Raw genomic sequence first — 26,177 nt, 5'->3', positions numbered from 1 at the left:
GCGGCGGCGCGGCGCAGCGGTCGAGGTGTTCGCTGTGAGCAGGTGCCGTCGCGTTGACCGGGCGCGCAGGGGTCCGGTTGGATGGAGCCATGACTGATCGCACGAAGCCCGAGTTCGACGCCCCGACCGGCCCTGCCCCCGCAGAGCTGGTCATCCGCGACATCATCGAGGGTGATGGTGCCGAGGCCAAGCCCGGCGACACGGTGACCGTCCACTACGCCGGTGTGGAGTTCGAGTCCGGCGAGGAGTTCGACTCCTCGTGGGGCCGCGGCGAGACCATCCAGTTCCCGCTGCGCGGCCTCATCCAGGGCTGGCAGGACGGCATCCCCGGAATGAAGGTCGGCGGTCGCCGCGAGCTGATCATCCCGCCGCACCTGGCCTACGGCCCGGTCGGGGGCGGTCACTTCCTCTCGGGCAAGACCCTGATCTTCATCATCGACCTCGTCGCCGTCGGCTGAGACCGCCGCCGCGCGCAGAGCGCCTCTCCTCTTCGGAGGAGGGGCGCTTCGTCGTTCCGCCTCGCGTGTGCATTCACGGGAATACATTCGCGTGAATGTAGGTTGGGCTGGAGGACGCCGCGATCGCGGCCCCGTCCGTACGCCGCCGCCGCGCGGCCGATGTCTCCGAGGAGAAACCATGACCAGCATCGACATCCCCGGCTACCGCCCCGGCACCTGGGTCCTCGACCCCGCCCACAGCGAGGTCACCTTCAGCGTCCGTCACATGATGATCTCGAAGGTGCGCGGCACGTTCGGGGTGAAGAGCGCGACGCTGATCGCCCCCGAGAACCCGCTCGAGGCCAAGGTCGAGGCGAGCGTCGACGTGACCTCGGTCGACACCAAGGACGAGGGCCGCGACCAGCACCTCCGCTCCGCCGACTTCTTCGACACCGAGAACTTCCCCACGATGGAGTTCGTGTCCACCGGCGCTCGCGTCGAGGGCGGCGACTTCCTGGTGGACGGCGACCTCACGATCCGCGGCATCACCAAGCCGGTCACGTTCGAGCTCGACTTCGGCGGCTTCGGCAGCGACCCGTGGGGCAACTACAAGGCGGGCGCCTCGGCCAAGACCGTGATCAACCGCGAGGACTTCGGTCTCACCTGGAACGCGGCGCTCGAGACCGGCGGCGTGCTGGTCGGCAAGGACGTCACGATCAACCTCGACCTGCAGGGCGCACTGCAGCAGGACTGAGCGATCGTCGCTTCGGGAACCCCGGGTCCGTCAGGGCTCGGGGTTCTCTGCGTCGTAGGAGCGGAAGCGGCGGTTGCGTCCGGCGATCAGGGCGACCAGGACGATCACGAGGAGGCCGCCGAGGAGGGGAGGGAACCACAGCGTCGTGAGCGTGGCGAGGGTGCCGGCGTACAGGGCGCCGATGCGGGGTCCGCCCGCAACGACGACGATGAACAGTCCCTGGAGTCGTCCGCGCATCGTGTCGGGGACAGCGGCCTGCATCATGGTGTTGCGATAGATGGAGCTGATGTTGTCGGAGGCGCCGGACAGGGCGAGCGCGACGCACGCGGCGACGATCAGCCCGACGTGGGGGGTGTTCTCGTCGACAGGCGAGGAGAAGGCCCCCGCGAGCAGCACGAGTCCGAACAGGAGGATCGACGCGCCATAGGCCTCGACAGCGCGCTCGATGCCGCGGCCGTGCCAGCGGTACTGCACGACGCGGCCGGAGAAGAGGCTCGATGCGAACGTGCCGACGGCCACCGCGGCGGTGAGGATGCCGGTGGTCACGGCGCCGCCGCCGAGGAGCAGCGTGCCGAGCGCGGGGAACAGGACAAGGGGCTGACCGAACGTCATCGCGATGATGTCGACGATGTACTGCATCCGGATGTTCCCCGCCCGCCGCAGGAATCGCCAGCCGTCGACGAGCGACGCGAGCCCGGGGCGCACCACGTCGCCCTCCGGTCTGACCGTCGGAAGGGTCCAGAGGCCGAGGAACATGGACAGCATCAGGACGACGTCGATCGTGTAGGTCCACCCGTAGCCCGTGAGTGCGACGAGCAACCCGGCCAGGGCGGGCCCGGCCATGACGGTCAGCCCGAACGCGACGCCGTTCAGGGCCGAGGCGGCGGCGAGCTGTTCCCGCGGGATGAGGCGCGGGACGATCGCGGTGCGCGTGGCCATGCCCACGGAGTTCGCCGCGGAGTTGATCATGCTCAGGGCGTACAGCCACCAGATCGTCTCGTTCCCGGTCCAGGTGAGCGCGGCGAGCAGGGCGGTGGAGGCGAACGTGACCGTGGCCGCGATGAGCGCGACGCGACGGCGGTCGAAGGCATCGGCGAGCATGCCGCCGTAGAGCCCGGCGAGGATCATCGGCACGAGCCCGGCCACGGCGATCATCGACACGGCGAACGTGCTGCCGGTGAGGGCGAACACGTGCAGCATCACCGTGACGATGGTGAGCTGTCCGCCGATGCCCGCGAGCGTCGAGCCGATCCACATCCGCGCGAACGCGGGGCTGATCCGAAGCGGCGTCAGATCGATCAGATGTCCTCGTCCCGCGCTCACGCCACGCACCTCTCCCGCACTCCTCGAGCGTAGTGGAGCCGGGGCGGCACCTGCCCCGACGGTGTCGCTGCGGCCTCCGTGGGGCTGGTAGACTCGTCAGGTTGCCGTTCGATCGGCCGCGGATAAAGAGAGCTCACGCATCAGGCGTCGGGCGCCGCGCAACAAGCAGAGAGGGGATCGAATCTATGGCACTGGAAGCAGACGTCAAGAAGGCGATCATCGAAGAGTACGCGACGCACCCCGGTGACACCGGATCCCCCGAGGTGCAGGTCGCAATGCTGACGCAGCGCATCAAGGACCTCACCGAGCACCTCAAGGAGCACAAGCACGACCACCACTCGCGTCGTGGGCTGTTCCTGCTCGTGGGTCAGCGCCGTCGTCTGCTCGGCTACCTCCAGGACATCGACATCGAGCGTTACCGTTCGCTGATCGAGCGTCTCGGACTGCGCCGATAAGGCAGAGCGAACCCAGCGTTCAATCGCGCAAAACATTCTTGAGAAGGCCGCCCCACGGTGTGGGGCGGCCTTTATCGTGTCCGGCGGGTCCTCCGCCGATCAGACGGGGGAGCCGACCAGGTCCGCGTGGTGGATCGCGGCGACGTCGGGGTGGGCGCGCAGGCGAGACTTCAGGGCGTTCTCGCCGTAGAGCGCGTGGATCGGGTTGGTCGGGTCGTCCGTCACGCCCGTGGCCTCGGCCGCCAGCTCCTCCGGCAGCTCGATCAGGGGCAGTCGCTTGTCGAGCGCCGGGTTGAAGAAGAACGGGATCGAGATGCGCTCGTCCGGAGCCTTCGGAGACACGACGCGGTGGTTGGTGGCTTTCAGGTAGCCGCCCGTGGCGTACTCCAGCAGCTCGCCGATGTTCACCACGAACGCGCCGGGCACCGGCGGCGCGTCCACCCAGCTGCCGTCGCGCTCCACCTGGAGGCCGCCCTTGCCCGGCTCGACCCACAGCAGCGTGAGCACACCGGAGTCCTTGTGCGCGCCGACGCCCTGCTGCGGCTCGGGCTCGTGCGTGCCGGGGTAGCGGACGATCTTGATGAGGGTCGACGGCTCGCCGAAGTGCTCGTCGAAGTAGGTCTCGTCCGCGCCGAGGGTCTGGGCCCACGCGCGCAGCAGCTTGCGCGACACCTCCGACAGCGTCTCGTGCCACTCGGAGACCACGGTCTGGAGCTCGGGCTGCGCCGCCGGCCACAGGTTCGGCCCGATCAGTCGGTTGAACGCGGGGCCGTCGCTCACGGGCTCGCGCTCCGGACCGATGTCGATCTGCTCGCGCCAGTCGACCTTGCCCTGCGTCCGCTCCCCGCCGATGCGGGTGTAGCCGCGGAAGTGGGGGCTGTTGACGTTCTCGATCGCGAGCTTGTCCTCTTCGGGCAGGGCGAAGAAGTCGAGCGCTGCGCGGTGCAGGCGTGCCTCCAGCTCGGGTGAGACGCCGGTGCCCGTGAGGTAGAAGAAGCCGACGTCGTGCGTGGCGGCGCGCAGTTCGTCGCGGAATCGCGCCGCGGCCTCGGGGCCCTGGTCGAGCTGGGAGAGGTCAAGGATCGGGAGCGAGAGTTCAGCCATGGACCGAGGGTATGTCGCGTTTCCGGGGCCGCGGGCGAGTGTTGCGTCGCGTTACTCGGGGGTGCGCAGGCGGGTCCCGGATGTCATCCGTTCGGGGGAGCGGCGGCACGGGTGCTAGAGTCTCGTCGGTAAGGGATGCCTTACCTCAGTCAACATCAGAGGGACTCCGTCCGTGCTCGCCACCTTCCTCATCGGCCTCCGCGAGGGGCTCGAAGCCGCGCTCGTCGTCGGCATCCTCGTCGCCTATCTGCGACGCCTCGACCGGCGAGACGCGCTCCCGAAGCTCTGGGCCGGTGTCGGTCTCGCGGTCGGTCTCGCCCTGCTGATCGGTGCGATCCTCACGTTCGGTGCGTACGAGCTCACGTTCACGGCGCAGGAGCTCATCGGCGGTGGACTGTCCCTGCTCGCCGTCGCCATGGTCACGTGGATGATCTTCTGGATGCAGAAGGCCGGACGGACCATGAAGGCGACGCTGGAGGGCGGCGTGGACCGTGCCCTCACGGCGGGCGGGCTGTGGGCGCTCATCGCGATCGGCTTCGTGTCTGTGGCCAGGGAGGGCGTCGAGACGACGCTGCTGCTGTGGTCGATGGTGCAGTCGTTCGGCGACACGCCGTCTGCGCTGCTCGGCGCCCTGCTCGGGCTGCTCGCCGCCGTGGCCCTGGGATGGCTGATCTCGCGCGGAGCGCTGCGTCTCGACCTGCGACGGTTCTTCGCGTGGACGGGCGGCTTCCTCGTGGTCGTCGCCGCGGGCGTGCTGGCGTACGCATTCATGGACCTGCAGGAGGCGGGTGCGATTCCCGGCCCGTTCACCGCGGCAGCTCCGATCGACGCCACCGGTGCGGTTGCCGTGGGCGTGGCCGGCTTCCCGTTCGGGTGGGCGTTCGACGTGTCGGCCGCGATCGCGCCCGGGGGTCCCCTCGCCGCGATCCTGCAGGCGACCGTCGGCTTCATGCCCGCCATGACCTGGCTCCAGGTGATCGCCTGGGTCCTCTACATCGCCGTCGTCGGCACCTTCTACCTGCGCGGCCTCCGCCCGCGGCGTTCGCCCGCGGCCCCACCGTCGCGCCCGCACACCGAGGCGATCCCTCTCTCACAGCAAGGAGCAGCATGACCATCTCGTCCCGCGTCCTGGGGGTGCTGGCCGTGACCGGCGCGGCAGCTCTCGTCCTGAGCGGCTGCGTCGCGAAGAAGGACACCGCGGCCGCCGCGGCCTTCGACGTGTCGTCCACCGCCACCGACTGCGCGGTCTCGGCCTCCACCGCGGAGAGCGGCACGCTGACCTTCGACGTGACCAACGACACCGACCAGGTCTCCGAGTTCTACCTGCTCGCGGACGACGGCCTACGCATCGTGGGCGAGGTCGAGAACATCGCGCCGGCGGCATCCCGCACGCTCACGGTCGTCGTGCAGCCGGGCGACTATTTCACGTTGTGCAAGCCGGGAATGGTGGGTGACGGCGTGGGCAAGGCGGCCTTCACCGTCACGGGCGACCCCGTGGCGGTCGAGGGACCCGACGCCGAGCAGAAGAAGAAGGCCGTCGACCTGTACGCGGCGTTCGTGAAGGATCAGGTCGGCCAGCTCGTCCCCGCCGTGGAGGACCTCGTGGCCGCGTACGAGTCCGGTGACGACGCGACCGCCCGCACGCTGTTCCCGCAGACACGTGCCTACTACGAGCGCATCGAGCCCGTGGCCGAGGCGCTGGGCGACCTGGACCCGCGCATCGACTTCCGCGAGGTCGACGCCGTGGCCGACGGACTCGACTGGACCGGTTTCCACCGCATCGAGAAGGACCTCTGGGTTCCCGCGCAGGACGCGCTGAACGCCGACGGAGAGACGCCGGCGTGGCAGGACTGGTCTCCGTCCACTCCGGCCGAGCGCGCCGACTTCGGCGACCTGCTGCTCGCCGACGTGCAGGAACTGTACGACTACGTGCACTCGGACGACTTCACCTCGACGCTCGAGGACCAGGGCATCGCCGGCATCTCCAACGGTGCGATCGCCCTGCTCGACGAGGTCGCGACGGGCAAGATCTCCGGCGAGGAGGACTGGTGGTCCGGCACCGACCTCTTCGACTTCGCCGCGAACGTCGAAGGCTCCAAGATGGCCTTCTCGCTCGTGCAGGACTTCGCCACGGCGCAGGGCGACGACGGTGCGGCGCTGGTCGACGAGATCGAGTCGGGCTACGCGGCTCTCGAGGCCTCGCTCGCGACGCACGGCTCCCTCGCGGACGGCTTCGTCGGATACTCGACGCTCACGGCGGACGACAAGCGCGAGCTGACCGACCTGATCAACGCCCTTGCCGAGCCCCTGTCGCAGCTGACCGCGACCGTCCTCGACTGACGGGACCGGCGAGGCGGCAGATATGACCGAGAGCGACGCGAACCGCGCACCCCAGGAGACCCCGGAGACCCCGCCGGTCGACGCGCCGGCGGGACTGAGCAGGCGAGGGCTGCTCGGCCTCGCGGTGGGCGGCGGTGTGGCCGGGCTCGCGGTCGGACTCGGTGCCGGACTGACCGGTGGTGTCGCGCTCGGTCGTGCCCGCGCGGCCGAGGACGCGCAGAGCGTGTACGACTTCTTCGGCGCGCACCAGGCCGGCATCACCACGCCGGTGCAGGACCATCTGCACTTCGCGAGCTTCGACATGATGCCGCGCACCGACCGTGACGACCTGATCTCGCTGCTCCAGGACTGGAGCTATGCCGCGTCACGACTCACGCAGGGACTCGAGGTGAGCGCGAGCGGAGCGGTCGGCGGGAGCCCGGAGGCTCCGCCGGACGACACCGGTGAGGCGCTGGGGCTGCCGTCCGCGGGACTGACCATCACGATCGGCCTCGGTCCGAGTCTGTTCGAGAACGAGGACGGCGATCGCTACGGCATCGCGTCGCAGCGCCCGGCCGGTCTGGAGCGGCTCCCCGCCTTCCTCGGCGACGACCTCGACCCCGACGCCTCCCACGGCGACCTGTGCGTGCAGGCGTGCGCGGACGACCCGCAGGTGGCCGTGCACGCGATCAGGAACCTGAGCAGGATCGCGTTCGGGCGCGCGCGCCTGCGGTGGTCGCAGCTGGGATTCGGCAAGACCTCACGCACCACGGCGGCCCAGGCCACGCCGCGCAACCTGTTCGGCTTCAAGGACGGCACCGCCAACATCCTCGCCGACGACACGGCGGCCCTCGACGAGCACGTCTGGGTGTCCTCCGCAGACGAGCCGGCCTGGCTCGCGGGCGGCTCGTACCTGGTCTCCCGGCGGATCGCGATGCTGATCGAGACGTGGGACCGAGTGCGACTGTCCGAGCAGGACACGATCATCGGCCGCGACAAGGGGGAGGGTGCACCGCTCTCCGGCGGCGACGAGTTCACCGAGCCCGACTTCCACGGCACGGCCATCGATGCCAACAGCCACGTGCGGCTGGCGCACCCGACGCAGAACGGCGGCGTGCGCATCCTCCGGCGCGGCTACAACTACGTGGACGGCAACAACACGCTCGGCCGGCTGGACGCCGGGCTGTTCTTCCTGTCGTATCAGCGCGATCCGGCGCAGTTCATCACGCTGCAGCGCCGCCTGGCGACCGACCGCATGAACGAGTACATCCGTCATGTGGGGTCGGGGATCTGGGCGGTGCCGGCCGGTGCCAAGCCCGGCTCGTACGTGGGTGCCGAACTGTTCGCCTGATTCGCGTGAGGGCGTCGCCTTCGACCGTCGGTGAGTGCCCGTCCAGGGCTGCATTCATCGCGGGCGCCGGGAGCCGGTCGGGTCGTTCCTGCGGCCCTCGCGCGAGGCGAGTTCCGGATCGGAGAACAGCCAGCGCGGGCGCGGTTCCACCAGGGGACGGAACACTCGGCGCACGGGCTTGGTGGCCAGCAGCAGCGCGATGATGACCGAGAGCGCGGTCACGAGCGGCAGCCAGAACCAGGTGGGCTCCAGGTCGCGCAGCACGCCGCTCTCGCGGAAGGGGTAGAGCACGAAGGAGTGCAGGAGGTACACGTACATCGTGTACTGGCCGAACGTCGTCCACCAGTACGAGCCGCGCGGGATCAGCGCGAAGAACGCCGCGCACAGCACGACCGCGAGGAGCATGAGTGCCACCCGGATCGCCCCGGCCCACCACTGGGTGCCGACCAGGTCGGAGTACGACGCCTCGTAGAAGAGCCATTCGCGCAGATCGGCCGCCTGCCACAGCGGCAGCCAGTTCCACGCGGCCCATCCGGTCGCCGCGAAGACCCCGACCGCGGCCACACGGATCCACCAGGGGCGGAAGTCCAGCAGGCGCAGCCGGTTGACGATGTCGTGCTCGCGCAGCCACCAGCCGAGCGTGAAGAAGGGAAGCAGTCCCAGGGTGCGAGACAGCGAGAACGTACTGTCGACGTTGGAGAGGTAGCCGGCTCCGATCGAGATGACGACGGTCCACAGCAGGGGCCAGCGCAGCAGAGCGAGGTACGGGAGCACCAGCCGGAAGATCGCCAGGGCGAGCAGGAACCAGAGGGTCCAGCTGGGCTTGGTGAAGTTCGGGGTGACCTGTCCCTCGACGAGCCACTTGGTCAGCGTCCACAGCGTCTCGAAGATCACGTAGGGGAGGACGATATCGGTGATCACTCTCGCCATCTGGGTCTTGGTGGGCGAGCCGGACTTGGAGAAGTAGCCGGAGATGATCGCGAACGCCGGCATGTGGAACGCGTAGAGCGCGAGGTAGAACGCGAACGCGATGTCGGAGTCGTAGATGAGCCGCTGGATGGCGTGCCCGAGGACGACGAGGACGATGCAGGCATAGCGGGCGTTGTCCCAGAACGGCACGCGCCGGCGCTTCCGCGGGATCGACCCGGTGGTGGGCCCCGTGATGTCGGCCCCGGTGGTGCTCATCCTCCGAGGCTACAGGCGCGGGAATAAAGTTGCCGTGCACGCGTTGACACGAATACATTCAAATGAATAGAACCGGGTGGCGAGATCATCGGGTTCGGAGACACGGAGCAATCATGAGCGAGCAGTCAGGCGCGCAGGCGATGCAGTTCGGCATCATGTCGGTCAGCGACATCACCCGCGACCCCACCACGGGCGTCACCCCCAGCGAGCAGGAGCGGATCAAGGCGACGCTGGCCATCGCCACGCACGCCGAGGAGGTGGGCCTCGACGTCTTCGCGATCGGCGAGCACCACAACCCGCCGTTCTGGTCGTCCAGCCCCACCACGTTCCTCGCGGCGCTCGCCGCGCAGACCGAGCGCCTGATCGTCTCGACCTCGACGACCCTCATCACCACGAACGACCCCGTGCGCATCGCCGAGGAGTACGCGATGTTGCAGCACGTGTCCGACGGCCGCATGGACCTGATGCTCGGCCGCGGCAACACCGGCCCCGTCTATCCGTGGTTCGGCCAGGACATCCGCCAGGGACTCCCGCTCGCGATCGAGAACTACGCCCTGCTGCACAAGCTGTGGCGCGAAGACGTCGTGGACTGGGAGGGCAAGTTCCGCACGCCGCTGCAGGGCTTCACCTCCACGCCGCGTCCCCTCGACGGCATCCCGCCCTTCGTGTGGCACGGTTCGATCCGCACCCCGGAGATCGCGGAGCAGGCCGCCTACTACGGCGACGGGTTCTTCGCGAACAACATCTTCTGGCCGAAGGAGCACTACCAGCGCCTCATCGAGCTGTACCGTCAGCGCTTCGAGCACTACGGGCACGGCACGCGCGAGCAGGCCATCGTCGGTCTCGGCGGCCAGGTGTTCATGGCCGCGAAGTCGCAGGACGCCGTCAACCAGTTCCGGCCCTACTTCGACAACGCCCCCGTCTATGGCCACGGTCCGAGCATGGAGGACTTCACCGAGATGACCCCGCTCACCGTGGGATCGCCGCAGCAGGTCATCGACCGCTACGCCGCGATGCGCGACTACTTCGGCGACTACCAGCGGCAGCTGTTCCTCATCGACCACGCGGGACTGCCGCTGAAGACGGTGCTCGAGCAGCTCGACATCCTCGGCTCCGAGGTCGTGCCGGTGCTGCGCAAGGAACTCGCGCAGAACCGTCCGGCCACCGTGCCCGACGCCCCCACCCACGCCGCGCGCGTGAAGGCGGAGTTCGGCGATGGACCCACGCGCCAGGCACGGCCGGGGGCCAACCGCGGAGACAACCTCACGGGCGACTCGCCCTACCAGGACACTCCGGCGCCCGCGGGTGCCGCGTTCGGACTCGGCCGGAAGGAGGCCTGACATGACCACGCGTCGCATCGCCGTCGTCTCGGCGGGCCTGTCGAACCCCTCGTCCACGCGGATGCTCGCCGACCGCCTCGCCAGCGAGACCGTGAAGGCTCTCGCCGAGCGCGACATCCAGGCCACGGTCGACGTGATCGAGCTGCGCGACTACGCGCACGACATCACGAACAACCTGCTGACCGGCTTCGCGCCGCCCGCGCTGGAGACCGCGATCAACACCGTCGTCTCGGCCGATGCGCTGATCGCCGTGACGCCCATCTTCTCGACCAGCTACTCGGGCCTGTTCAAGTCGTTCATCGACGTGCTCGACCCCGACGCCCTGACCGGGAAGCCCGTGCTGATCGGTGCCAACGCGGGCACGCCGCGCCACTCGCTCGCGATCGACTACGCCATCCGGCCGCTCTTCGCGTATCTGCACGCGGAGGCCGTGTCGACCGGCGTGTTCGCGGCCTCGAACGACTGGGGAGGCGCGGGCGACGACGTGGCCCCGCTCGCCAAGCGCGTCGAGAAGGGCGCCAGGGAGCTGGCTGAGGCGATCGCGCGCCGCGACGCGGCCACGGTCGCCGACCCCTACGACCCGGCCACGTACCTCGGTGAGGGACGGTCGTTCGGGCACATGCTCGGCGGTCTCGCGGGGGAGTGACCCCGCCCGGACGCTCGCGCCCCGTTCCCGTGGAGACACGGGGGCGGGGCGCTCGTCATTCCCCGGCGTGCCCGCGCCGCCAGGCGTACTCGGTCTCCGGGCGGCCTCGCGTTCCATAGCGCGCTCCCCGCTCGGCCACCCCCTCCGCCACCAGGTGCTCGAGGTAGCGGCGCACCGCCACCCGCGACATCCCGAGCAGGTCGGCGGCCTCGCGCGACGACAGGGGCCCGTGCGACCGCAGCTCGGTGGCCACCCGCTCCAGGGAGGTGTCGGACAGGCCTTTGGGGAGCACGATCGCGCCCGTTGTGCGGCCCAGAAGCGCATCGATCTCCGCCTGCGTCGCCTGACCCGTCGTGCCCGTGGCCTGCGCGCGGTGCGTGCGGTAGTGCTCGAGCCGCTCCCGGAACACGGCGAACGGGAACGGCTTGACCAGGTAGTGGAACACGCCGAGGGCCGCCATCTGCCGCACGACCTCCGCATCGCGCACTCCGGTCACCGCGATCACGTCCAGCGCCGCGGCCCTGGTCCGGAGGGTGCGCAGCACGTCGAGCCCCGAGCCGTCGGGCATCGTCACATCGAGCAGCACCAGGTCGAAGGCCGCGGCGCCCGGACGATCCAGCACCGCCGTGAGAGCGGCCCGCGCCCCCGCGCACTCGCCTGCGACCTGGAAGCCGTCGAGTCGGGCCAGGTAGCTGCGGTGCAGGTCGAGAGTCAGCGGATCGTCGTCCACCAGGAGCGTGCGGATCATGCGCCGCCCCCGGGCGCCGGGGCCGCGGGCAGCCGAACGCGGAACACCGTGGGCGGCCCCGCGACCGTCACCTCACCGCCCGCCTCCCGCACGATCGAGCGCACCAGGGCCAGGCCGATCCCGCGCCCCTGCGGTCCCGCGGGCTTCGTGCTGAAACCCTGAGCGAAGATGCGATCCCGCAGTTCCTCGGGAACACCGGGCCCGCTGTCCGTCACCTCCAGCACGATGCCGTCGTCGTCGCCGCGTCGCAGGGACACCCGCACCCAGCGGTCGGCCGATCCCGACGCCGCGTCCATCGCGTTGTCGACGAGGTTGCCCAGCACGGCCACGGCATCCACGGGCGCGAGAGGCGTGCGCGGGGTGTCCGGGGCGATGTCCATCCCCCAGTCGATGCCGCGCTCTCTCGCCTGTGCCGCCTTCCCCAGCAGCAGCGCTCCCACCGCGGGGTCGCCGTGACTCCGCGCCGTCACCTGGTCCACGAGGGACTGGCTCTGTCGCGAGGTCTCCGTGAGGATCTCGATCGCTTCGTCGCGGCGATCGAGCTCGAGCAGCGCCACGGCCGCATGCATGCGGTTGCCGTGCTCGTGCGTCTGGGCGCGCAGCGCCTCCCCGAGCGTGCGCACCGATTCGTACGACGAGACCGCATCGCGGAGCTCTCCGGGCGGCAGGTCGCCCGCGAAGCGCCGCGTGATGCGGCGGGCCAGCACCGCCCCGCCCACTCCCAACAGCACCAGGACCGCGGTGATCGCGAGGGTGAGCGGCAGCCGACGCACGACGGTCTCCGCGATCGACTCGGTCGTGACACCCGCCGCGACCCAGCCGACCAGCGCGCCGTCGTCCAGCACGGGCACGATCGTCCGCACGGAAGGGCCGAGCGTGCCGCGGAACTCCTCCGTGAAGGTGCGCGGGGTGCCGGGGATGGTCCCCAGGTACCGCTCGCCGATCTGTGCCGGGTCGGGATGGGTGACGCGGACCCCCTCGGGCGTCATGACCGTGACGAAGTCGAGCTCGGCCCGGTCGATCACCTCCAGGGCATACGGCTCCAGCGTCTGCGCGGCGCTCTCCGTGTCGCCGACCGACAGCGACGAGACGACCTCGGGGGCTGCGGCCACGGTCGCGGCTGTCGCCCCTGTGAGGCGTTCGGCTTCGGAGCGCACCGCGCGCTGCGCCTCGACCACCAGGAACGCCGCCACGAGAGCCCCCACGAGCAGGGCCGCGAGCACCAGCACCGCGAACACGCGCGATGCGGCGCTGCGGCCGAGGTGGGCTCGAGTCACCCGCTCCTCCGATCCTCGACGTTCAGCACAGGGACCAATACGACCACAAATGGTGTGCCGGTGCGAGGGAGAAGAGCGTGGAAGGGCCGCGGCACCGAGGCCGCCGGCACGGACGACGACGTCGACACGAGGAGGACGCATGGCGCTCACGACGGGATTCTCGCTACCCCGGTTCCACTGGAGGCGAGGCAAGCAGGCCTGGGATCGGCACACGTGGCTGTACGTGTCGGTCATCATCGCGGTCGTGCTCGGCGCGGCGGTCGGGCTTATGTCGCCCGAGGCGGGTCGCGCGCTCGAACCGATCGGCACCGGCTTCGTCGCGCTCATCAAGATGATGATCGCGCCCATCATCTTCTGCACGATCGTCATCGGCGTCGGGTCGATCGCGAAGGCCGCGACCGTCGGCAAGATCGGCGGGCTCGCACTGATCTACTTCCTGGTCATGTCGACGTTCGCACTCGCGATCGGGCTCGTCGTGGGCAACCTCATCCACCCGGGCTCCGGGCTGGACATGGCCAACGCCAGCTACCAGACCGACACCCCCGCCGAGGCGACCACCACGCAGGACTTCCTCCTCGGGATCATCCCCGACACGTTCTTCTCCGCGTTCACGGGGGAGAGCGTGCTCCAGGTGCTGTTCATCGCTCTGCTCACAGGGTTCGCGCTGCAGGGACTCGGTGAGCGGGGAGCGCCCATCATGGAGGCGGTGAAGCAGCTGCAGAAGTTGGTGTTCCGGATCCTCGGGATGATCCTCTGGCTCGCACCGCTCGGCGCCTTCGGGGCGATCGCCGCGGTCGTGGGGAAGACGGGCATCGCGGCCATCTGGAGTCTGGGGCTGCTCATGGTCGCCTTCTACATCACGTGCATCCTGTTCATCGTGGTGGTGCTCGGGACGCTGCTGTGGGCGGTCACCCGCGTGAACATCCTGTCGCTGATGAAGTACCTCGGCCGCGAGTACCTGCTGATCGTCGGCACGTCGTCGTCCGAGTCGGCTCTGCCGCGCCTCATCGCGAAGATGGAGCACGTGGGCGTCTCCACGCCCGTCGTCGGGATCACGGTGCCCACCGGCTACTCGTTCAACCTCGACGGGACCGCGATCTACCTCACGATGGCGTCGCTCTTCATCGCGACCGGTATGGGACAGCCGATGTCGATCGGGGAGCAGATCGGTCTGCTCGTGTTCATGATCATCGCCAGCAAGGGAGCGGCCGGCGTGACGGGGGCCGGACTGGCGACGCTCGCAGGAGGCCTGCAGGCGTACCGTCCGGACCTGGTCGACGGGGTCGGGGTGATCGTCGGCATCGACCGGTTCATGTCCGAGGGTCGCGCGCTGACCAACTTCACCGGCAACGCGGTGGCGACCCTGCTGATCGGGACCTGGACGAAACAGATCGACCGCGACCGCGTGCGTCGGGTGCTGAGCGGTGAGCTGCCGTTCGACGAGTCCCGTCTCGACGGCGTCGACGCCCACGACGCGCCCCACCCTGAGGCGACCGACGTCCAGGGACTTCGCGAGGCCGCGGTCACGGAGATGGCGGCGAAGCAGGAGCGAGCGCGCAACCGCCGCGTGGAGTCCTGAACGCGCACGGAACAAGGAGGAGGGAGCCGACAGAAGCCGGCTCCCTCCTCGCGGCGATCAACCGCTCTTGCGTCGGAACTCGCGTCGGGTCTGCGGGGCGTTGGCGGCATGGACGGCGGAGTCGCCGTCGAGGTGGGCCTCGCCCTGCCGGTGATGCGCGTTCTTCTTCTCGAGCGCTTCCTTGAACTTGCGCTTCATCTCCTCCGAGGAGGAGGCGCCTTCTTCGGTGCTCATGCCCCGAGCCTAGGGCACCGCCCCGACCCGCGGGGAGAGTCAGCCCTGGCGCCGCGCGGTGAGCCGGTCGAGCGCGAGGCCGAGAGCCACGGCGACCACGATCGACACCGGCACCGCGACGAGAGGGCCACCGGGGAGGACCGCCGCGATCAGCGCCCCGACCGCCGCCTGGTACACCGCCCATCCGGTCGCCGCGACCGCGACGAGCGGGAAGTAGCGCACAGGGCGGAGGTGCGAAGCCCCGGCCACGAGGTTCACCGCGAGCCGCGCGAACGGAACGAACCGCGCCGTGAACAGCACGGTGGCCGCGCCCCGATCCAGCCGCCGCCGCGCGCCGTCCAGCGCGTGCCGCCCGCGGGGGGTGCGCATCCATCGCCAGCGCTCCGTCCCGACGAGGCGCCCGACCAGGTAGCAGCACGCGTCGCCGAGCGCGGCGGCGGCCGCGGCGCACAGCACGACGGCCCAGAGCGGAGGGGCACCGGTCGCGACGGCCGCTGCTCCGAGAGCCGTGACGGCGACCTCGCCGGGGATCACCACAACGAACGCATCGCCGAGCACGAGCAGGCTCATCACCGCCAGGCTCCAGGGGCTCGCGAGCGCGTCGGCGAACAGATCGGTCGGCACGGTGCCAGCGTGTACGGCGAGGGTGAACGGCAACCGACGGGAGGCTGACCGGTGACCCCCACTCCAGCATCCGGTGAACATCCGGTGGTGCGGACCGTTTCCGGGCGTCGGGGGGTCGTGTCGCCGTCATCCTGTGGGTGTGAGAGTCGCGATCGTCACCGAGTCCTTCCTTCCGCACATGAACGGTGTGACCGGATCCGTGATGCAGATCCTCCGCCACCTCGAGCGCCGCGGACACGAGGCGCACGTGCTCGCGCCGGCCGCGCACGGCATGCCGCAGGAGCTGCACGGAGCCCGCATCACGGCAGCACCGAGCGTGCCTCTCCCCGGGTACCGGGACGTCAGGGTCGGCACGTCGACGCCCGCGCGGATCGCGGTCGCCTGGAACGACTTCCGGCCCGACGTGGTGCACCTGGCGTCGCCGTTCGCTCTCGGATGGCGGGGGCTGCTGGCGGCCGAGAGGCGCGGGGTCGCCACGGTCGCCGCGTACCAGACCGATGTCGCCGCGTACGCCGAGCGCTATCGGGTGGCGGCGACCACGGGGATCGCACACGCGCACGTCGCGCGGCTTCACCGACGGGCCACCCTGACGCTCGCCCCGTCCGCCGATTCCGCGCGACAGCTCACGGAGCTCGGCGTCGATCGCCTCCGCCGATGGGGGAGAGGTGTGGACGCGGAGCGCTTCCACCCCCGGCGTCGCGACCCCGCCCTGCGCGCGCAGTGGGGAGCGCCGATGGTGATCGGCTACGTCGGTCGCCTCGCCCCGGAGAAGCAGGTGGAGGATCTGGCGGCGCTCGCCGGGATCCCCGACACCGTGCTGGTCGTGGTCGGGGACGGGCCGAGCCGCGCACGCCTGCAGGAACTGCTCCCCGACGCCCTGTTCCTGGGGCACCTCGACGGCGACGCGCTCGCCGCGGCCCTGGCCTCCTTCGACGTGTTCGTGCATCCCGGGGAGAGCGAGACCTTCGGGCAGACGCTGCAGGAAGCGCACGCGAGCGGCGTCCCCGTGGTCGCCACGGGCCGCGGGGGACCGCTCGACCTCGTGCGCGACGGGGTGGACGGCTGGCTCTACCGCCCCGGAGACCTGAGAGAGCTGCGCCAGCGTGTGACCGGACTCGTGGCCGACGAGCGCACCCGCCGGGCTCTCGGCCGCGCAGGTCATGAGGCCGTGCAGGCGCGCAGCTGGACGAGCATCGGCGACCAGTTGCTCGGGCACTTCGAGGAGGCAGGGGCGCTGCACCGGGCGGACACCGGTGCCCGCGCCCGCCGGCTCGTGCGGCCCGAGCCCGCGTCGCCCGTGGCTCCGACGCGCTGGCACAGGTACGTGGCGCTGGGCGACTCGCTGACGGAGGGGCTGTGCGACCCGGGCGCGGACGGGGCGCTGCGGGGATGGGCCGATCGTCTGGCTCTGCTGCTCGCGGCGCGCGGCGGCCTGCACTACGCGAACCTCGCCATCCGGTCCAAGCGCGTGCAGGACGTGTGCGGGGTGCAGCTCGAACGCGCGCTGGAGCTGCGGCCCGACCTGGGGTCGATCCTCGTCGGGGCGAACGACCTGGTGAAGCACCGTGTGCACGTGCCGACGCTCGCGGCGCAGCTCGAGGGTGCTGTCGTGCGGCTGCGGGCCCGAGGCGCCGACGTGGTGCTGGTGACACCGTTCCTGCCCGGACGTCGTGCCGCCGCCCTGTACACGCGCCGCTTCGCCGCCTTCGCGACCGCGCTCGCCGGGGTGGCCGCACGCACCGGGGCGATCCTGATCGACACCGACCTGCATCCGGAGCTCGCTGACCGTCCGAACTGGGGCGAGGACCTGGTGCATCTCAGCAGCCGCGGGCACCGCTTCCTCGCATACCGCGCCGGCGAGGTGCTGGGGGTGCCGCATGCGGAGGCGCTCGGCGCGCTCGATGCGGTGCTGCACGAGCACGAGCCGATCGGGGCGGGGGCGTGGTGGCGGCGTCACGCGCTGCCGTGGGTGTGGCGTCGGCTGCACGGCAGGGCCGCGGGCGACGGCCGTCGCGCGAAGCATGACGACTACGTGTACCTGGGGCGGTCGTCGGTGGAGCGCGGGGCGACCGTGGGCTGAACGGTCGCGGCGCCGATCAGCGGCGGCCCATGCCCCGGTAGGTCCAGCCCGCCGCACGCCAGGCGGCCGCGTCGAGGCAGTTGCGGCCGTCGACCACGACCCGGCCGCGGACGAGCGACCCGGCGTGCTCCGGGGACAGCGCGCGGCGGTACTCGTCCCACTCCGTGACCACCACCACGGCGTCGGCGCCGCGCAGCGCATCGTCGCGGTCGTGCGCGTATCCCAGCTGGGGGTGCAGGGCGCGGGCGTTGTCGATCGCCGCGGGGTCGGTCACCACCACGTCGGCGCCCAGTCCGCGCAGACGCACGGCGACCTCGAGCGCAGGGGAGTCGCGCACATCGTCGCTGAAGGGCTTGAACGCGGCCCCCAGCACGGCGATCCTGCGCCCGAACACGAGTCCGCCCAGCGCGTCGACCACGAGCTGCACGGCACGATCCCTGCGGCGGAGGTTGATCGCGTCCACCTCGTGGAGGAACGCCACGGCCTCGCGGCGTCCGAGCTCCTCCGCCCGTGCGGCGAAGGCGCGGATGTCCTTCGGGAGGCAGCCGCCGCCGAAGCCGATGCCCGAGCCGAGGTAGCGTGCACCGATACGGGTGTCGTGGCCGAGCGCCTCCGCGAGCAGGGCGATGTCGGCGTCGGCGGCGTCGGCGATCTCCGCCATCGCGTTGATGAAGGAGATCTTGGTCGCGAGGAAGGCGTTGGCGGCGCCCTTGACCAGTTCGGCCGTGGCGAGATCGGTCGCGAGGAACGGTGTGCCGGCGTCGATCGCCTCACGGTACACGTCACGGAGCACGGCGGTGGCGCGGTCGCCGGCCGGGCCGGGCGCGGTGCCCACGACGATGCGATCGGGGGTCAGGGTGTCGTGCACCGCCCAGCCCTCACGGAGGAACTCGGGATTCCATGCCAGGGTCGCGCCGCGGTCGTTCACGAGCGGGGCGAGTCGCGCGGCGGTGCCGACGGGCACGGTGGACTTGCCCGCCAGGACGTCGCCGGGGCGCAGATGCGGGAGCAGCGCGGTGACCGCGGCGTCCACGTAGCGCAGGTCCGCGGCGGGCCCGTCCTGCTGCTGGGGCGTGCCGACGGCGAGGAAGTGCACGCTCGCGCCCGCGGCGTCCTCGATGCGTGTGCGGAAGCGCAGACGTCCCGATGCGCGGCCGGCCGCGAGCAGCTCGTCCAGTCGCGGTTCGAAGAAGGGGGCCTCGCCGCGGGACAGCGCCGCCACGCGGTCCTCGTCGACGTCGATGCCGATCACGTCGTGCCCGATCGACGCCATCGCCGCGGCGTGGACGGCGCCGAGGTACCCGCACCCGATCACTGACATGCGCATGGGCCCAGCAGAGCCGACCATCGGGACGGGCCGGCGACGGGGGAGTGAACGGGGCGTGACCGGTGAGTGTCGACACCCGGCTCGACGGCAGCACGAGGCATTCGGGGGCGTCGCTGGTAGGGTGGATCCGGTTGACTGCGGTCGACTGTACAACTTCATATCGACTCATGGAGCGATCGGCGGAGAAGCTGGTCCCCTGTGGTGGGTTCCCCGGCGGGTCGTCGGGTGGCTTTCTACTGGTGGCCAGCGCAGGCGAGACTCGGGGAATCCCGCGCGCCCGAACCCCACCGCATCCGCTCCTTCATGAACACCTCGCGCGTCACACGGGCCCGCGAGGCTAAACAAAGAAGGAGAGACCTCTTGGAAGGTCCTGAAATCACCGCCACCGAGGCCGTTCTCGACAACGGCCGCTTCGGCACCCGCACCATCCGCTTCGAGACCGGCCGCCTCGCGCAGCAGGCTCAGGGCGCCGTCGCCGCGTACCTCGACGGCGAGACCATGCTCCTCTCGGCCACCAGCGCGGGCAAGCACCCGCGCGAGGGCTTCGACTTCTTCCCGCTGACGGTCGACGTCGAGGAGCGCTCCTACGCCGCCGGCAAGATCCCGGGCTCGTTCTTCCGTCGCGAGGGCCGTCCCTCGACCGAGGCGATCCTGGTCTGCCGTCTGATCGACCGCCCGCTGCGTCCGTCGTTCGTCGACGGCCTGCGCAACGAGGTCCAGATCGTCATCACGGTGCTGTCCATCGCTCCGGGTGAGTTCTACGACGCCCTCGCGATCAACGCGGCCTCCGCATCGACGCAGATCTCGGGTCTGCCGTTCTCGGGTCCCGTCGCCGGTGTGCGCCTCGCGTTCATCCCCGGTCACGGTGAGCACGCCGACCAGTGGGTCGCGTTCCCGAACGTCGAGCAGGTCGAGCAGGCCGTGTTCGACCTCGTCGTCGCCGGTCGCGTCGTGACCAAGGCCGACGGCACGGAAGACGTCGCGATCATGATGGTCGAGGCCGAGGCGACCGAGGGCAGCTGGAACCTCATCAAGGCCGGCGCCACCAAGCCGAACGAGGAGGTCGTCGCCCAGGGTCTGGAGGCCGCCAAGCCGTTCATCGCGCAGCTCGTGAAGGCTCAGGCCGAGCTCGCCGCCACCGCGTCGAAGGAGCCGGGCGTGTACCCGGTCTTCCCGGCGTACAGCGACGAGGTGTACGACTTCGTCTCGGAGCGGGCGTACGCCGAGCTGAGCGATGTCTACCAGATCGCCGACAAGACGGAGCGCCAGAACGCCGACGACGCCATCAAGGAGCGCGTCAAGGCCGAGCTCATCGAGGCCACCGAGGCGGGCTCGCTCCCGGCCGCGGCCCCGCTGGAGTTCTCCGCCGCGTACAAGTCGGTCACGAAGAAGATCGTCCGTGGTCGCATCCTCACCGAGGGCACCCGCATCGACGGCCGCGGTCTGGCGGACATCCGTCCGCTCGACGCCGAGGTGCAGGTCATCCCGCGCGTGCACGGCTCCGCGATCTTCCAGCGCGGCGAGACCCAGATCATGGGTGTCACCACGCTGAACATGCTCAAGATGGAGCAGCAGATCGATTCGCTGTCGCCCACCACGAGCAAGCGCTACATGCACCACTACAACTTCCCGCCCTACTCGACCGGTGAGACCGGCCGCGTGGGTTCGCCGAAGCGTCGCGAGATCGGGCACGGCTTCCTCGCCGAGCGCGCACTCGTGCCGGTGCTGCCGAGCCGCGAGGAGTTCCCGTACGCGATCCGTCAGGTGTCCGAGGCTCTCGGCTCGAACGGCTCGACGTCCATGGGCTCTGTCTGCGCCTCCACCCTGTCGCTGCTGAACGCGGGTGTGCCGCTGCGCGCCCCCGTCGCCGGTATCGCGATGGGCCTGGTGTCCGACGAGGTGAACGGTGAGACCCGCTACGCGGCGCTCACCGACATCCTGGGTGCGGAGGACGCGCTCGGCGACATGGACTTCAAGGTCGCCGGTACCAGCGAGTTCGTCACGGCCATCCAGCTCGACACGAAGCTCGACGGCATCCCGTCGTCGGTGCTCGCCGGCGCGCTGACCCAGGCCCGCGACGCTCGTCTCACGATCCTCAACGTGCTGAACGCCGCGATCGATGCGCCCGACGAGATGGCGCCCACGGCGCCGCGCGTCATCAGCGTGCAGATCCCGGTCGACAAGATCGGTGAGCTGATCGGCCCGAAGGGCAAGACGATCAACGCGATCCAGGACGAGACCGGCGCCCAGATCTCCATCGAGGAGGACGGCACCGTCTACATCGGCGCGACCGACGGCCCCTCGGCCGAGGCCGCTCGTGCCCAGGTGAACGCGATCGCCAACCCCACCAACCCGGAGGTCGGCGAGCAGTTCCTCGGCACGGTCGTGAAGATCGCGACGTTCGGCGCCTTCATCTCGCTGCTGCCCGGCAAGGACGGCCTGCTGCACGTCACCGAGGTGCGCAAGCTCGCCGGTGGCAAGCGTGTGGAGAACGTCGAGGACGTGCTCTCGGTCGGTCAGAAGATCCTCGTGAAGATCACGAAGATCGACGATCGCGGCAAGCTCTCGCTGGAGCCCGTGCTCGACGATGCTCCGGCCGCCGACCAGGCGCCGGCGGAAGAGACCGCCGCGGAGTAATCCGATCGCTCGTGCGAAACCCGGCCCTCTCCTCCCGGAGGGGCCGGGTTTCGTCGTGCACGGTGTGATCAAAACGTTATCGGAAGTTTCCGCGCCGTTCCCCGGATTGGTCGGGACGTCGGCCGCGGTCGCATACCCTCGAAGTACGCACCGGGGGGTGCTATTCAGGCAGCGAGGCAGGTCGGCACGCACCGACCCAGCGGGGGTGAGAGTATGCGGTTGTTCAGCGTAGGCGCGGGAACAGCGCCCGACCGTGCCCCGCAGACGCACGAGGACCACCCGTCCGCCCCGATCCCGATCGTCGGTCCGGGCGTCGGTGAGTCCATCCGGCTCCCGCTCGGGGAGACCGGTTTCGAGACGTTCCCTCTCATGCTGGGTGCGGCGGAGTTCGGCTGGAACGTCGACCTCGAATCCAGCCACGGCATCCTCGACCGTTACGCCGAGATCGGCGGCAACGCGATCCACACCGCCGATGGCTTCTCCGGTGGGCGTAGCGAGCACATCCTCGGGCAGTGGCTGCGCTCGCGCGGACAGCGCGACCGTGTCGTGCTGAGCGTCCGCATCGGGGCTCACGCCGACAATCCGGGCTTGGGCTCGGTCAATCTCGTCCGCGCGGTGGAAGGTTCGCTCACGCGGCTCGGGGTGGAGCGCATCGATGTGCTGTACCTCGACGCCACGCTCGATGCCACGACCAATCTGGAAGACACGCTCGCGACGGTCGAGTGGCTCATGGAGGCCGGCAAGATCGGCGCCGTCGGTGCCTACGGCCTGAGCCCGGAGCGTCTGGTGGAGGCGCGCATCCTCGCCTCCGCGGGCTACCCGCGCATCACCGTGGTCGACGCGCCGTACAACCTGATCCGCCGTCAGCCCTTCGAGGGCGACCTGCGCCTCGTGGCGGGCGCGCAGAACCTCGCCGTCACCCCGTCGCACGCGCTCGAGCACGGTTTCCTCTCCGGGCGGCACCGCAACAAGGCGCTCACGTCGCGCGGCGTGCGTGGCGAGCAGTTGCGCGGACACCTCAACCGGCGCGGCATCAAGATCCTCCGCGCTCTCGATCAGGTGGCCGAGGAACTCGGGGTTCCGGTCGCCGCGGTGTCGATCGCGTGGCTCCTCGCGCAGCGTACGGTGGCCGCCCCGATCGTGAACACGTTCGCGGCCGAACAGGTCGACGAGCTGATGCAGGGAGCCGGTGTGACGCTGTCTCGCAGCCAGGTGGCGGAGCTGTCCCGCGCGGGCAACTGAGCGTCGGGCCGCCCGTGACATAGGGTGGAGGAGAGGTCCGGCGGGAGCTGGCGATGAGGCGAGCGAGCGAGTTGTGACGCATTACATTTATCTGGTCAGACACGGTGAACATCAGGATGCCGAGCACGGCCTTGCTGACGGACCCCTGTCGCCCCGGGGTCAGCGCCAGGCGGAACTGATCGCCGACCGACTCTCCGGCCTTCCGCTCGATGCCGTGTGGCACTCGCCGTTGCTGCGGGCCAACGAGACGGCCCGCGCCATCGCCGGTCGCCTTCCGTCGGTCGACCCGGAGCCGACAGCTCTCCTGTTCGACTGCGTGCCGACGGGCATGACCGAAGAGACCCCGTCGGTGTTCGAGCCCTTCTTCGGCTCGGTGACCGAGGCGGAGATCGAGGCGGGTCGCGCGCAGATGTCCGACGCCGTCAACGAGTTCCTGGTCCGCAAGACGGGCGAGGTCCACGAGGTCCTCATCACCCACAACTTCGTGATCTCGTGGTTCGTGCGCGAGGTGCTCGGGGCGCCGGAGTGGCGCTGGATGACGTTGAACCAGTCGCACTGCGGCCTCACGGTGATCGCGCAGAAGCAGGGTCGTCCGTGGACGCTGCTGACGCACAACGACACGGGCCATCTCCCGGTGGAGCTGCGCACCGGCATCCCCGACGCGCTCCTGGTGTGACGATGCGCTCCAGCGCGCCGCGGCCGCCGTCCGTCGCCCGGCAATAGGCTGGACGCATGACCACGAAGGTAGCTCTCGTCGGCGGAACCGGAAAGCTCGGAACGATCATCGGCTCGGTGATCGCGGAGCTCGACGGCTTCGAGGTGACCAGGGTCCTGGGGTCATCGAGCGATCTTTCCGAGTTGCAGGGCGCCGATCTCGTGGTGGACGCGTCCACACCGCAGATCAGCGTCGACGTGGTGCGTACCGCGGTGGAGCAGGGGAGCAACGTGCTGGTGGCCACGTCCGGCTGGTCGGCGGAGCGCATCGCCCTCGTGCGTCCGCTGGTCGATGCGGCGGGCACGGGCGCGGTCTTCATCCCGAACTTCTCCCTGGGCTCCGTGCTGGGCTCGGCGCTGGCCGCCGCGGCGGCACCGTTCTTCGGCTCCGCCGAGATCGTCGAGGCGCATCGCGAGACCAAGATCGATTCGCCGAGCGGTACCGCGGTTCGCACGGCGGAACTGATCGCGGCCGCACGCGCCGATCAGGGACCGGTCAGTGCGCCCCACGCGGATCAGCGTGCTCGCGGACAGCAGGTGGCCACGGTGCCGATCCACTCCCTGCGTCGCCCCGGCGTGATCGCGAAGCAGGAGGTGATCCTGTCGGGTCCCGGCGAGTCGCTCACGTTCACGCACGACACCACCGACTCGGCGCTGGCATATGCTCCGGGGATCCGGCTCGCGGTGCCCTACGCTGCGTCCGCAGTGGGCGTGGTCGTCGGGCTCGAGAACATGATCGACCTCGGTCTGCGCTCGTGATGTCGCGCATCGGCGTCGGCCTGATGGCGGCGGCGCTGCTGGTGTATCTGGCGGTGGCGGTGTGGCTCGCGGTGATGTTCCTGGCCGTCGGCACTCCGGTGTCGATCGGGATGGGGATCACCTTGCTCGTGCTCGCCCCGGTCGGTGCCTGGGCCCTGGTCAGGGAGATGCTGTTCGGCTTCGGAGCCGACCGGCTCGGACGCCTCCTCGACGCCGAGGGGGGCATGCCCCCCGTCGAGACCGAGCTCACGCCCAGCGGACGCATCGCACGGAAGGACGCGGACCCGCTGATCGCCCGGTACACCGAGGCCGCCGAGGCCGCGCCGACCGACTGGCGCGCCCGGTATCGGCTCGGCGTGGTGCAGGACGCGGCGGGTCGGCGCAAGGACGCGCGGGCGAGCATCCGGGAGGCGATCCGGCTCTTCCGCGCCTGATCACCCACGGACGTCCGCCGGGGCGCCGGCTCAGGCGAGCGTGGCCTCCAGCGTGATGTCGATCCCGGCCAGCGCCTGCGACACGGGGCAGCCGGTCTTCGCGCCCTCCGCGATCTCCTGGAACGCCGCCGGGGTCAGGCCGGGCACGACCGCGTTCACGTTGAGGTGGCTGCCGGTGATGCCGACGCCGGGCTTGAACGTGACCGAGGCGCTGGTGTTGACCCGCTCCGGCGGGGTGCCGTTCTCGGCGAGTGCGTGCGAGAGGGCCATGCTGAAGCACGAGGCGTGGGCGGCGGCGATCAGCTCCTCCGGAGTGGTGGTGGTGTCACTGCCTTCGCTGCGCGCCTTCCAGTCCAGCGGGAAGGTGCCGAGGTGCGACGACGAGAACGCGACGGTCCCCGATCCCTCGGTGAGCGATCCGGTCCACGTGGCGGCGGCTTCACTGGTGACGGGCATGGGGGTCCTCCGGTTCTCGCGCTGCAGGGTGAGCAGCGTCGCTCAGGCTCAGCCTAGCGAGCGGCCTCTCGCCGGGGAACCGCGCTCAGGCCGTCCGGGCGTCGCGACCGAGCAGTCCGGCACGCTGCAGCAGGAGGTAGAGCTGGCAGCCCAGGCAGAAGGAGAAGGCGGCGTTGAGGAACGCGGCGAGGAAGGCCGCCCCGGTCGCGATCGGCAATGCCCACGGGACCCCGGCGAGGTGAAGGACGAGCCCTACTGCGACGACCAGGAGCCCGACGCCCTGGGCGAACCGGGGAGGTCGCGGATCCTCCAGCTCGGTGGGAGGGGAGAGGCGCGGCCGCACGGCAGCGCGGAACAGGGCGCCCCACGGCGCGGTGCGCGGCGACACGACGCTCCACAGGAAGAGGAGTGCGATCAGGACGGCGAGCAGGAAGCCGGGGTCGGTCAGCCGCTCGGCGGGTGACGCCGCGGAGATCGCCCAGTCCGCGCCGGTGGAACCGCTGCGTGCGGTGGAGATGCCGATGAGGGCGAGGAACGTGGCGATGAGCAGCAGCGCGCTGGTGATCGCCGCGGCGAATCGGGGCCCGCGGGGGTCGATGCCGTCGGGTGCGGACATGAGGTCTCCTGGTGTCGTCACGCGGCGGCGACCGCGTCGTTGAGCGCGTGCCGCTGCGGCACGCCGTGGAAGCGGGCGATGACGTCGCCGCTGCGGTCCACCACGAGGGTGGTCGGGGTCTGCAGCACGCGGTATCTGCTGGCCAGGTCCGGGCGGGTGGTGAGGTCGATCTCCACGTGGCGCAGGCCGTCCTGCTCCGCGGCGTAGGAGCCGAGGAGTCGACGCACCTGTGGGCACTTGGCGCAGAGGTCGGTGCTGAACTGCACGAGGGTCGCACGCTGGCCGAGCGGGGCCGCCGCATCGGCCGGATCGAAGCGGGGAACCCCGGCGCGGCGGCGTGCGCCCTCGCGACGGCGCAGCACCAGACCGACGGCCACGGCGGCCACGAGCAGCACCGTGACGACAGCGAGGGCGAGCACGGGCGACATGCGTCGAGACTAGACGCCGCCGACCCGGGTGCCGGCCGATGTTTCCGCGGATGACGGCCGGACCGCGCGCCGCAGATCGGCCCTCGTGGCGAGGCGGGCGGGTATCCT

Annotated in this window: 26 protein-coding genes; 15 read left to right on the top strand and 11 right to left on the bottom strand. The window is 70.5% G+C overall.

The window, feature by feature from the left end:
* The first annotated feature begins 89 nt into the window (after positions 1–89).
* Positions 90–458, top strand: a complete 369-nt coding sequence (locus tag KE274_RS13775) for an FKBP-type peptidyl-prolyl cis-trans isomerase (protein ID WP_211544655.1) — start codon at positions 90–92, stop codon at positions 456–458.
* 178 nt (positions 459–636) lie between these two features.
* Positions 637–1,191 carry a YceI family protein gene (locus KE274_RS13770; protein WP_211544652.1) on the top strand — a complete coding sequence of 185 codons (555 nt, stop codon included), beginning with the start codon at positions 637–639 and terminating at the stop codon, positions 1,189–1,191.
* A gap of 30 nt (positions 1,192–1,221) precedes the next feature.
* Here the strand turns inward: KE274_RS13770 and KE274_RS13765 are convergent, their stop codons facing one another.
* Positions 1,222–2,514 (bottom strand): MFS transporter, encoded by a 1,293-nt coding sequence (locus KE274_RS13765; RefSeq protein WP_211544650.1) that lies wholly within the window; start codon positions 2,512–2,514, stop codon positions 1,222–1,224.
* Positions 2,515–2,699: 185 nt separating this feature from the next.
* Between KE274_RS13765 and rpsO the strand changes: the two genes are divergently transcribed.
* The gene (gene rpsO / locus KE274_RS13760) at positions 2,700–2,969 is read left to right on the top strand and encodes a 30S ribosomal protein S15 (protein WP_055993247.1); all 270 of its coding nucleotides are present in this window, start codon (positions 2,700–2,702) and stop codon (positions 2,967–2,969) included.
* A gap of 99 nt (positions 2,970–3,068) precedes the next feature.
* Here rpsO and KE274_RS13755 read toward each other — a convergent pair whose 3' ends face one another.
* The gene (locus KE274_RS13755) at positions 3,069–4,073 is read right to left on the bottom strand and encodes an isopenicillin N synthase family dioxygenase (protein ID WP_211544648.1); all 1,005 of its coding nucleotides are present in this window, start codon (positions 4,071–4,073) and stop codon (positions 3,069–3,071) included.
* A 172-nt stretch (positions 4,074–4,245) separates the two neighbouring features.
* Here KE274_RS13755 and efeU point away from each other — a divergent pair, with 172 nt between their 5' ends.
* Genes efeU through efeB form a run of 3 tightly spaced genes read left to right on the top strand, consistent with a single transcriptional unit; the run spans position 4,246 to position 7,743 of the window.
* Complete coding sequence (gene efeU, locus KE274_RS13750) at positions 4,246–5,184, top strand: iron uptake transporter permease EfeU (protein WP_211544646.1); 939 nt, start codon at positions 4,246–4,248, stop codon at positions 5,182–5,184.
* Positions 5,181–6,413: an iron uptake system protein EfeO gene (gene efeO / locus KE274_RS13745; RefSeq protein WP_211544644.1), complete on the top strand. Its 1,233-nt coding sequence runs from the start codon at positions 5,181–5,183 to the stop codon at positions 6,411–6,413. Before efeU ends, efeO begins: the two co-directional genes overlap by 4 nt.
* Before the next feature lie 22 nt (positions 6,414–6,435).
* On the top strand, positions 6,436–7,743 hold the full coding sequence (gene efeB, locus KE274_RS13740) for an iron uptake transporter deferrochelatase/peroxidase subunit (RefSeq protein ID WP_211544643.1): 1,308 nt from the start codon (positions 6,436–6,438) through the stop codon (positions 7,741–7,743).
* 54 nt (positions 7,744–7,797) lie between these two features.
* Here the strand turns inward: efeB and KE274_RS13735 are convergent, their stop codons facing one another.
* Positions 7,798–8,928: an acyltransferase family protein gene (locus KE274_RS13735; RefSeq protein ID WP_211544641.1), complete on the bottom strand. Its 1,131-nt coding sequence runs from the start codon at positions 8,926–8,928 to the stop codon at positions 7,798–7,800.
* 113 nt (positions 8,929–9,041) lie between these two features.
* On the opposite strand from KE274_RS13735, the gene KE274_RS13730 reads away from it, so the two are divergent.
* Both KE274_RS13730 and KE274_RS13725 read left to right on the top strand, forming a co-directional pair.
* Positions 9,042–10,268: an LLM class flavin-dependent oxidoreductase gene (locus KE274_RS13730; protein ID WP_211544640.1), complete on the top strand. Its 1,227-nt coding sequence runs from the start codon at positions 9,042–9,044 to the stop codon at positions 10,266–10,268.
* Position 10,269: 1 nt separating this feature from the next.
* Entirely contained in the window at positions 10,270–10,914 is a 645-nt protein-coding gene (locus KE274_RS13725) for an FMN reductase (RefSeq protein ID WP_211544636.1), read from the top strand.
* Positions 10,915–10,969: 55 nt separating this feature from the next.
* Here the strand turns inward: KE274_RS13725 and KE274_RS13720 are convergent, their stop codons facing one another.
* Together KE274_RS13720 and KE274_RS13715 are read right to left on the bottom strand one after the other, a co-directional pair.
* A complete protein-coding gene (locus tag KE274_RS13720) occupies positions 10,970–11,662 on the bottom strand; it encodes a response regulator (protein ID WP_211544635.1) in 693 nt (230 codons plus the stop codon).
* Positions 11,659–12,939 (bottom strand): sensor histidine kinase, encoded by a 1,281-nt coding sequence (locus tag KE274_RS13715; RefSeq protein WP_307872213.1) that lies wholly within the window; start codon positions 12,937–12,939, stop codon positions 11,659–11,661. The genes KE274_RS13720 and KE274_RS13715 overlap by 4 nt, the downstream gene beginning before the upstream one ends.
* A 139-nt stretch (positions 12,940–13,078) precedes the next feature.
* Here KE274_RS13715 and KE274_RS13710 point away from each other — a divergent pair, with 139 nt between their 5' ends.
* On the top strand, positions 13,079–14,518 hold the full coding sequence (locus KE274_RS13710; protein WP_211544634.1) for a cation:dicarboxylate symporter family transporter: 1,440 nt from the start codon (positions 13,079–13,081) through the stop codon (positions 14,516–14,518).
* A 57-nt stretch (positions 14,519–14,575) separates the two neighbouring features.
* Here KE274_RS13710 and KE274_RS13705 read toward each other — a convergent pair whose 3' ends face one another.
* Entirely contained in the window at positions 14,576–14,752 is a 177-nt protein-coding gene (locus KE274_RS13705) for a DUF5302 domain-containing protein (RefSeq protein ID WP_211544633.1), read from the bottom strand.
* 39 nt (positions 14,753–14,791) lie between these two features.
* A complete protein-coding gene (locus KE274_RS13700) occupies positions 14,792–15,376 on the bottom strand; it encodes a DedA family protein (protein WP_307872212.1) in 585 nt (194 codons plus the stop codon).
* A 139-nt stretch (positions 15,377–15,515) separates the two neighbouring features.
* Between KE274_RS13700 and KE274_RS13695 the strand changes: the two genes are divergently transcribed.
* Positions 15,516–17,456, top strand: a complete 1,941-nt coding sequence (locus KE274_RS13695; RefSeq protein ID WP_211544631.1) for a glycosyltransferase — start codon at positions 15,516–15,518, stop codon at positions 17,454–17,456.
* A 16-nt stretch (positions 17,457–17,472) separates the two neighbouring features.
* Here KE274_RS13695 and KE274_RS13690 read toward each other — a convergent pair whose 3' ends face one another.
* Positions 17,473–18,783 carry a UDP-glucose dehydrogenase family protein gene (locus KE274_RS13690; protein WP_211544629.1) on the bottom strand — a complete coding sequence of 437 codons (1,311 nt, stop codon included), beginning with the start codon at positions 18,781–18,783 and terminating at the stop codon, positions 17,473–17,475.
* A 360-nt stretch (positions 18,784–19,143) separates the two neighbouring features.
* On the opposite strand from KE274_RS13690, the gene KE274_RS13685 reads away from it, so the two are divergent.
* The 5 genes from KE274_RS13685 to KE274_RS13665 all read left to right on the top strand — a co-directional run bounded on the left by KE274_RS13685 (position 19,144) and on the right by KE274_RS13665 (position 24,569).
* Positions 19,144–21,420, top strand: coding sequence for a polyribonucleotide nucleotidyltransferase (locus KE274_RS13685; RefSeq protein WP_211544627.1), 2,277 nt, complete (start codon positions 19,144–19,146; stop codon positions 21,418–21,420).
* Positions 21,421–21,633: 213 nt separating this feature from the next.
* The gene (locus tag KE274_RS13680; RefSeq protein WP_211544626.1) at positions 21,634–22,662 is read left to right on the top strand and encodes an aldo/keto reductase; all 1,029 of its coding nucleotides are present in this window, start codon (positions 21,634–21,636) and stop codon (positions 22,660–22,662) included.
* A 73-nt stretch (positions 22,663–22,735) separates the two neighbouring features.
* Complete coding sequence (locus KE274_RS13675; RefSeq protein ID WP_211544625.1) at positions 22,736–23,338, top strand: histidine phosphatase family protein; 603 nt, start codon at positions 22,736–22,738, stop codon at positions 23,336–23,338.
* Between the two features lie 56 nt (positions 23,339–23,394).
* A complete protein-coding gene (dapB, locus tag KE274_RS13670; protein ID WP_211544624.1) occupies positions 23,395–24,135 on the top strand; it encodes a 4-hydroxy-tetrahydrodipicolinate reductase in 741 nt (246 codons plus the stop codon).
* Complete coding sequence (locus KE274_RS13665; RefSeq protein ID WP_211544621.1) at positions 24,135–24,569, top strand: hypothetical protein; 435 nt, start codon at positions 24,135–24,137, stop codon at positions 24,567–24,569. Before dapB ends, KE274_RS13665 begins: the two co-directional genes overlap by 1 nt.
* A 30-nt stretch (positions 24,570–24,599) precedes the next feature.
* Here the strand turns inward: KE274_RS13665 and KE274_RS13660 are convergent, their stop codons facing one another.
* The 3 genes from KE274_RS13660 to KE274_RS13650 all read right to left on the bottom strand — a co-directional run bounded on the left by KE274_RS13660 (position 24,600) and on the right by KE274_RS13650 (position 26,069).
* Positions 24,600–25,025 carry an OsmC family peroxiredoxin gene (locus tag KE274_RS13660; RefSeq protein ID WP_136035033.1) on the bottom strand — a complete coding sequence of 142 codons (426 nt, stop codon included), beginning with the start codon at positions 25,023–25,025 and terminating at the stop codon, positions 24,600–24,602.
* 85 nt (positions 25,026–25,110) lie between these two features.
* Positions 25,111–25,641 (bottom strand): DUF4395 domain-containing protein, encoded by a 531-nt coding sequence (locus KE274_RS13655; protein WP_211544619.1) that lies wholly within the window; start codon positions 25,639–25,641, stop codon positions 25,111–25,113.
* A 17-nt stretch (positions 25,642–25,658) separates the two neighbouring features.
* The gene (locus KE274_RS13650; RefSeq protein WP_211544617.1) at positions 25,659–26,069 is read right to left on the bottom strand and encodes a thioredoxin family protein; all 411 of its coding nucleotides are present in this window, start codon (positions 26,067–26,069) and stop codon (positions 25,659–25,661) included.
* Between the last annotated feature and the right edge of the window lie 108 nt (positions 26,070–26,177).

It is taken from the genome of Microbacterium paraoxydans, from assembly GCF_018224615.1.
Taxonomy (GTDB): Bacteria; Actinomycetota; Actinomycetes; order Actinomycetales; family Microbacteriaceae; genus Microbacterium; species Microbacterium paraoxydans_B.
Note: the sequence above shows the minus strand (reverse complement) of the source record. Positions and strands in the feature narration are given on the sequence as shown.

Coding starts and splice junctions, on each gene's coding strand:
- KE274_RS13775 (WP_211544655.1), top strand. CDS start 90: ATGACTGATCGCACGAAGCCCGAGTTCGACGCCCCGACCGGCCCTGCC.
- KE274_RS13770 (WP_211544652.1), top strand. CDS start 637: ATGACCAGCATCGACATCCCCGGCTACCGCCCCGGCACCTGGGTCCTC.
- rpsO (WP_055993247.1), top strand. CDS start 2,700: ATGGCACTGGAAGCAGACGTCAAGAAGGCGATCATCGAAGAGTACGCG.
- KE274_RS13755 (WP_211544648.1), bottom strand. CDS start 4,073: ATGGCTGAACTCTCGCTCCCGATCCTTGACCTCTCCCAGCTCGACCAG.
- efeO (WP_211544644.1), top strand. CDS start 5,181: ATGACCATCTCGTCCCGCGTCCTGGGGGTGCTGGCCGTGACCGGCGCG.
- efeB (WP_211544643.1), top strand. CDS start 6,436: ATGACCGAGAGCGACGCGAACCGCGCACCCCAGGAGACCCCGGAGACC.
- KE274_RS13735 (WP_211544641.1), bottom strand. CDS start 8,928: ATGAGCACCACCGGGGCCGACATCACGGGGCCCACCACCGGGTCGATC.
- KE274_RS13730 (WP_211544640.1), top strand. CDS start 9,042: ATGAGCGAGCAGTCAGGCGCGCAGGCGATGCAGTTCGGCATCATGTCG.
- KE274_RS13725 (WP_211544636.1), top strand. CDS start 10,270: ATGACCACGCGTCGCATCGCCGTCGTCTCGGCGGGCCTGTCGAACCCC.
- KE274_RS13720 (WP_211544635.1), bottom strand. CDS start 11,662: ATGATCCGCACGCTCCTGGTGGACGACGATCCGCTGACTCTCGACCTG.
- KE274_RS13710 (WP_211544634.1), top strand. CDS start 13,079: ATGGCGCTCACGACGGGATTCTCGCTACCCCGGTTCCACTGGAGGCGA.
- KE274_RS13705 (WP_211544633.1), bottom strand. CDS start 14,752: ATGAGCACCGAAGAAGGCGCCTCCTCCTCGGAGGAGATGAAGCGCAAG.
- KE274_RS13690 (WP_211544629.1), bottom strand. CDS start 18,783: ATGCGCATGTCAGTGATCGGGTGCGGGTACCTCGGCGCCGTCCACGCC.
- KE274_RS13680 (WP_211544626.1), top strand. CDS start 21,634: ATGCGGTTGTTCAGCGTAGGCGCGGGAACAGCGCCCGACCGTGCCCCG.
- dapB (WP_211544624.1), top strand. CDS start 23,395: ATGACCACGAAGGTAGCTCTCGTCGGCGGAACCGGAAAGCTCGGAACG.
- KE274_RS13665 (WP_211544621.1), top strand. CDS start 24,135: ATGTCGCGCATCGGCGTCGGCCTGATGGCGGCGGCGCTGCTGGTGTAT.
- KE274_RS13660 (WP_136035033.1), bottom strand. CDS start 25,025: ATGCCCGTCACCAGTGAAGCCGCCGCCACGTGGACCGGATCGCTCACC.
- KE274_RS13655 (WP_211544619.1), bottom strand. CDS start 25,641: ATGTCCGCACCCGACGGCATCGACCCCCGCGGGCCCCGATTCGCCGCG.
- KE274_RS13650 (WP_211544617.1), bottom strand. CDS start 26,069: ATGTCGCCCGTGCTCGCCCTCGCTGTCGTCACGGTGCTGCTCGTGGCC.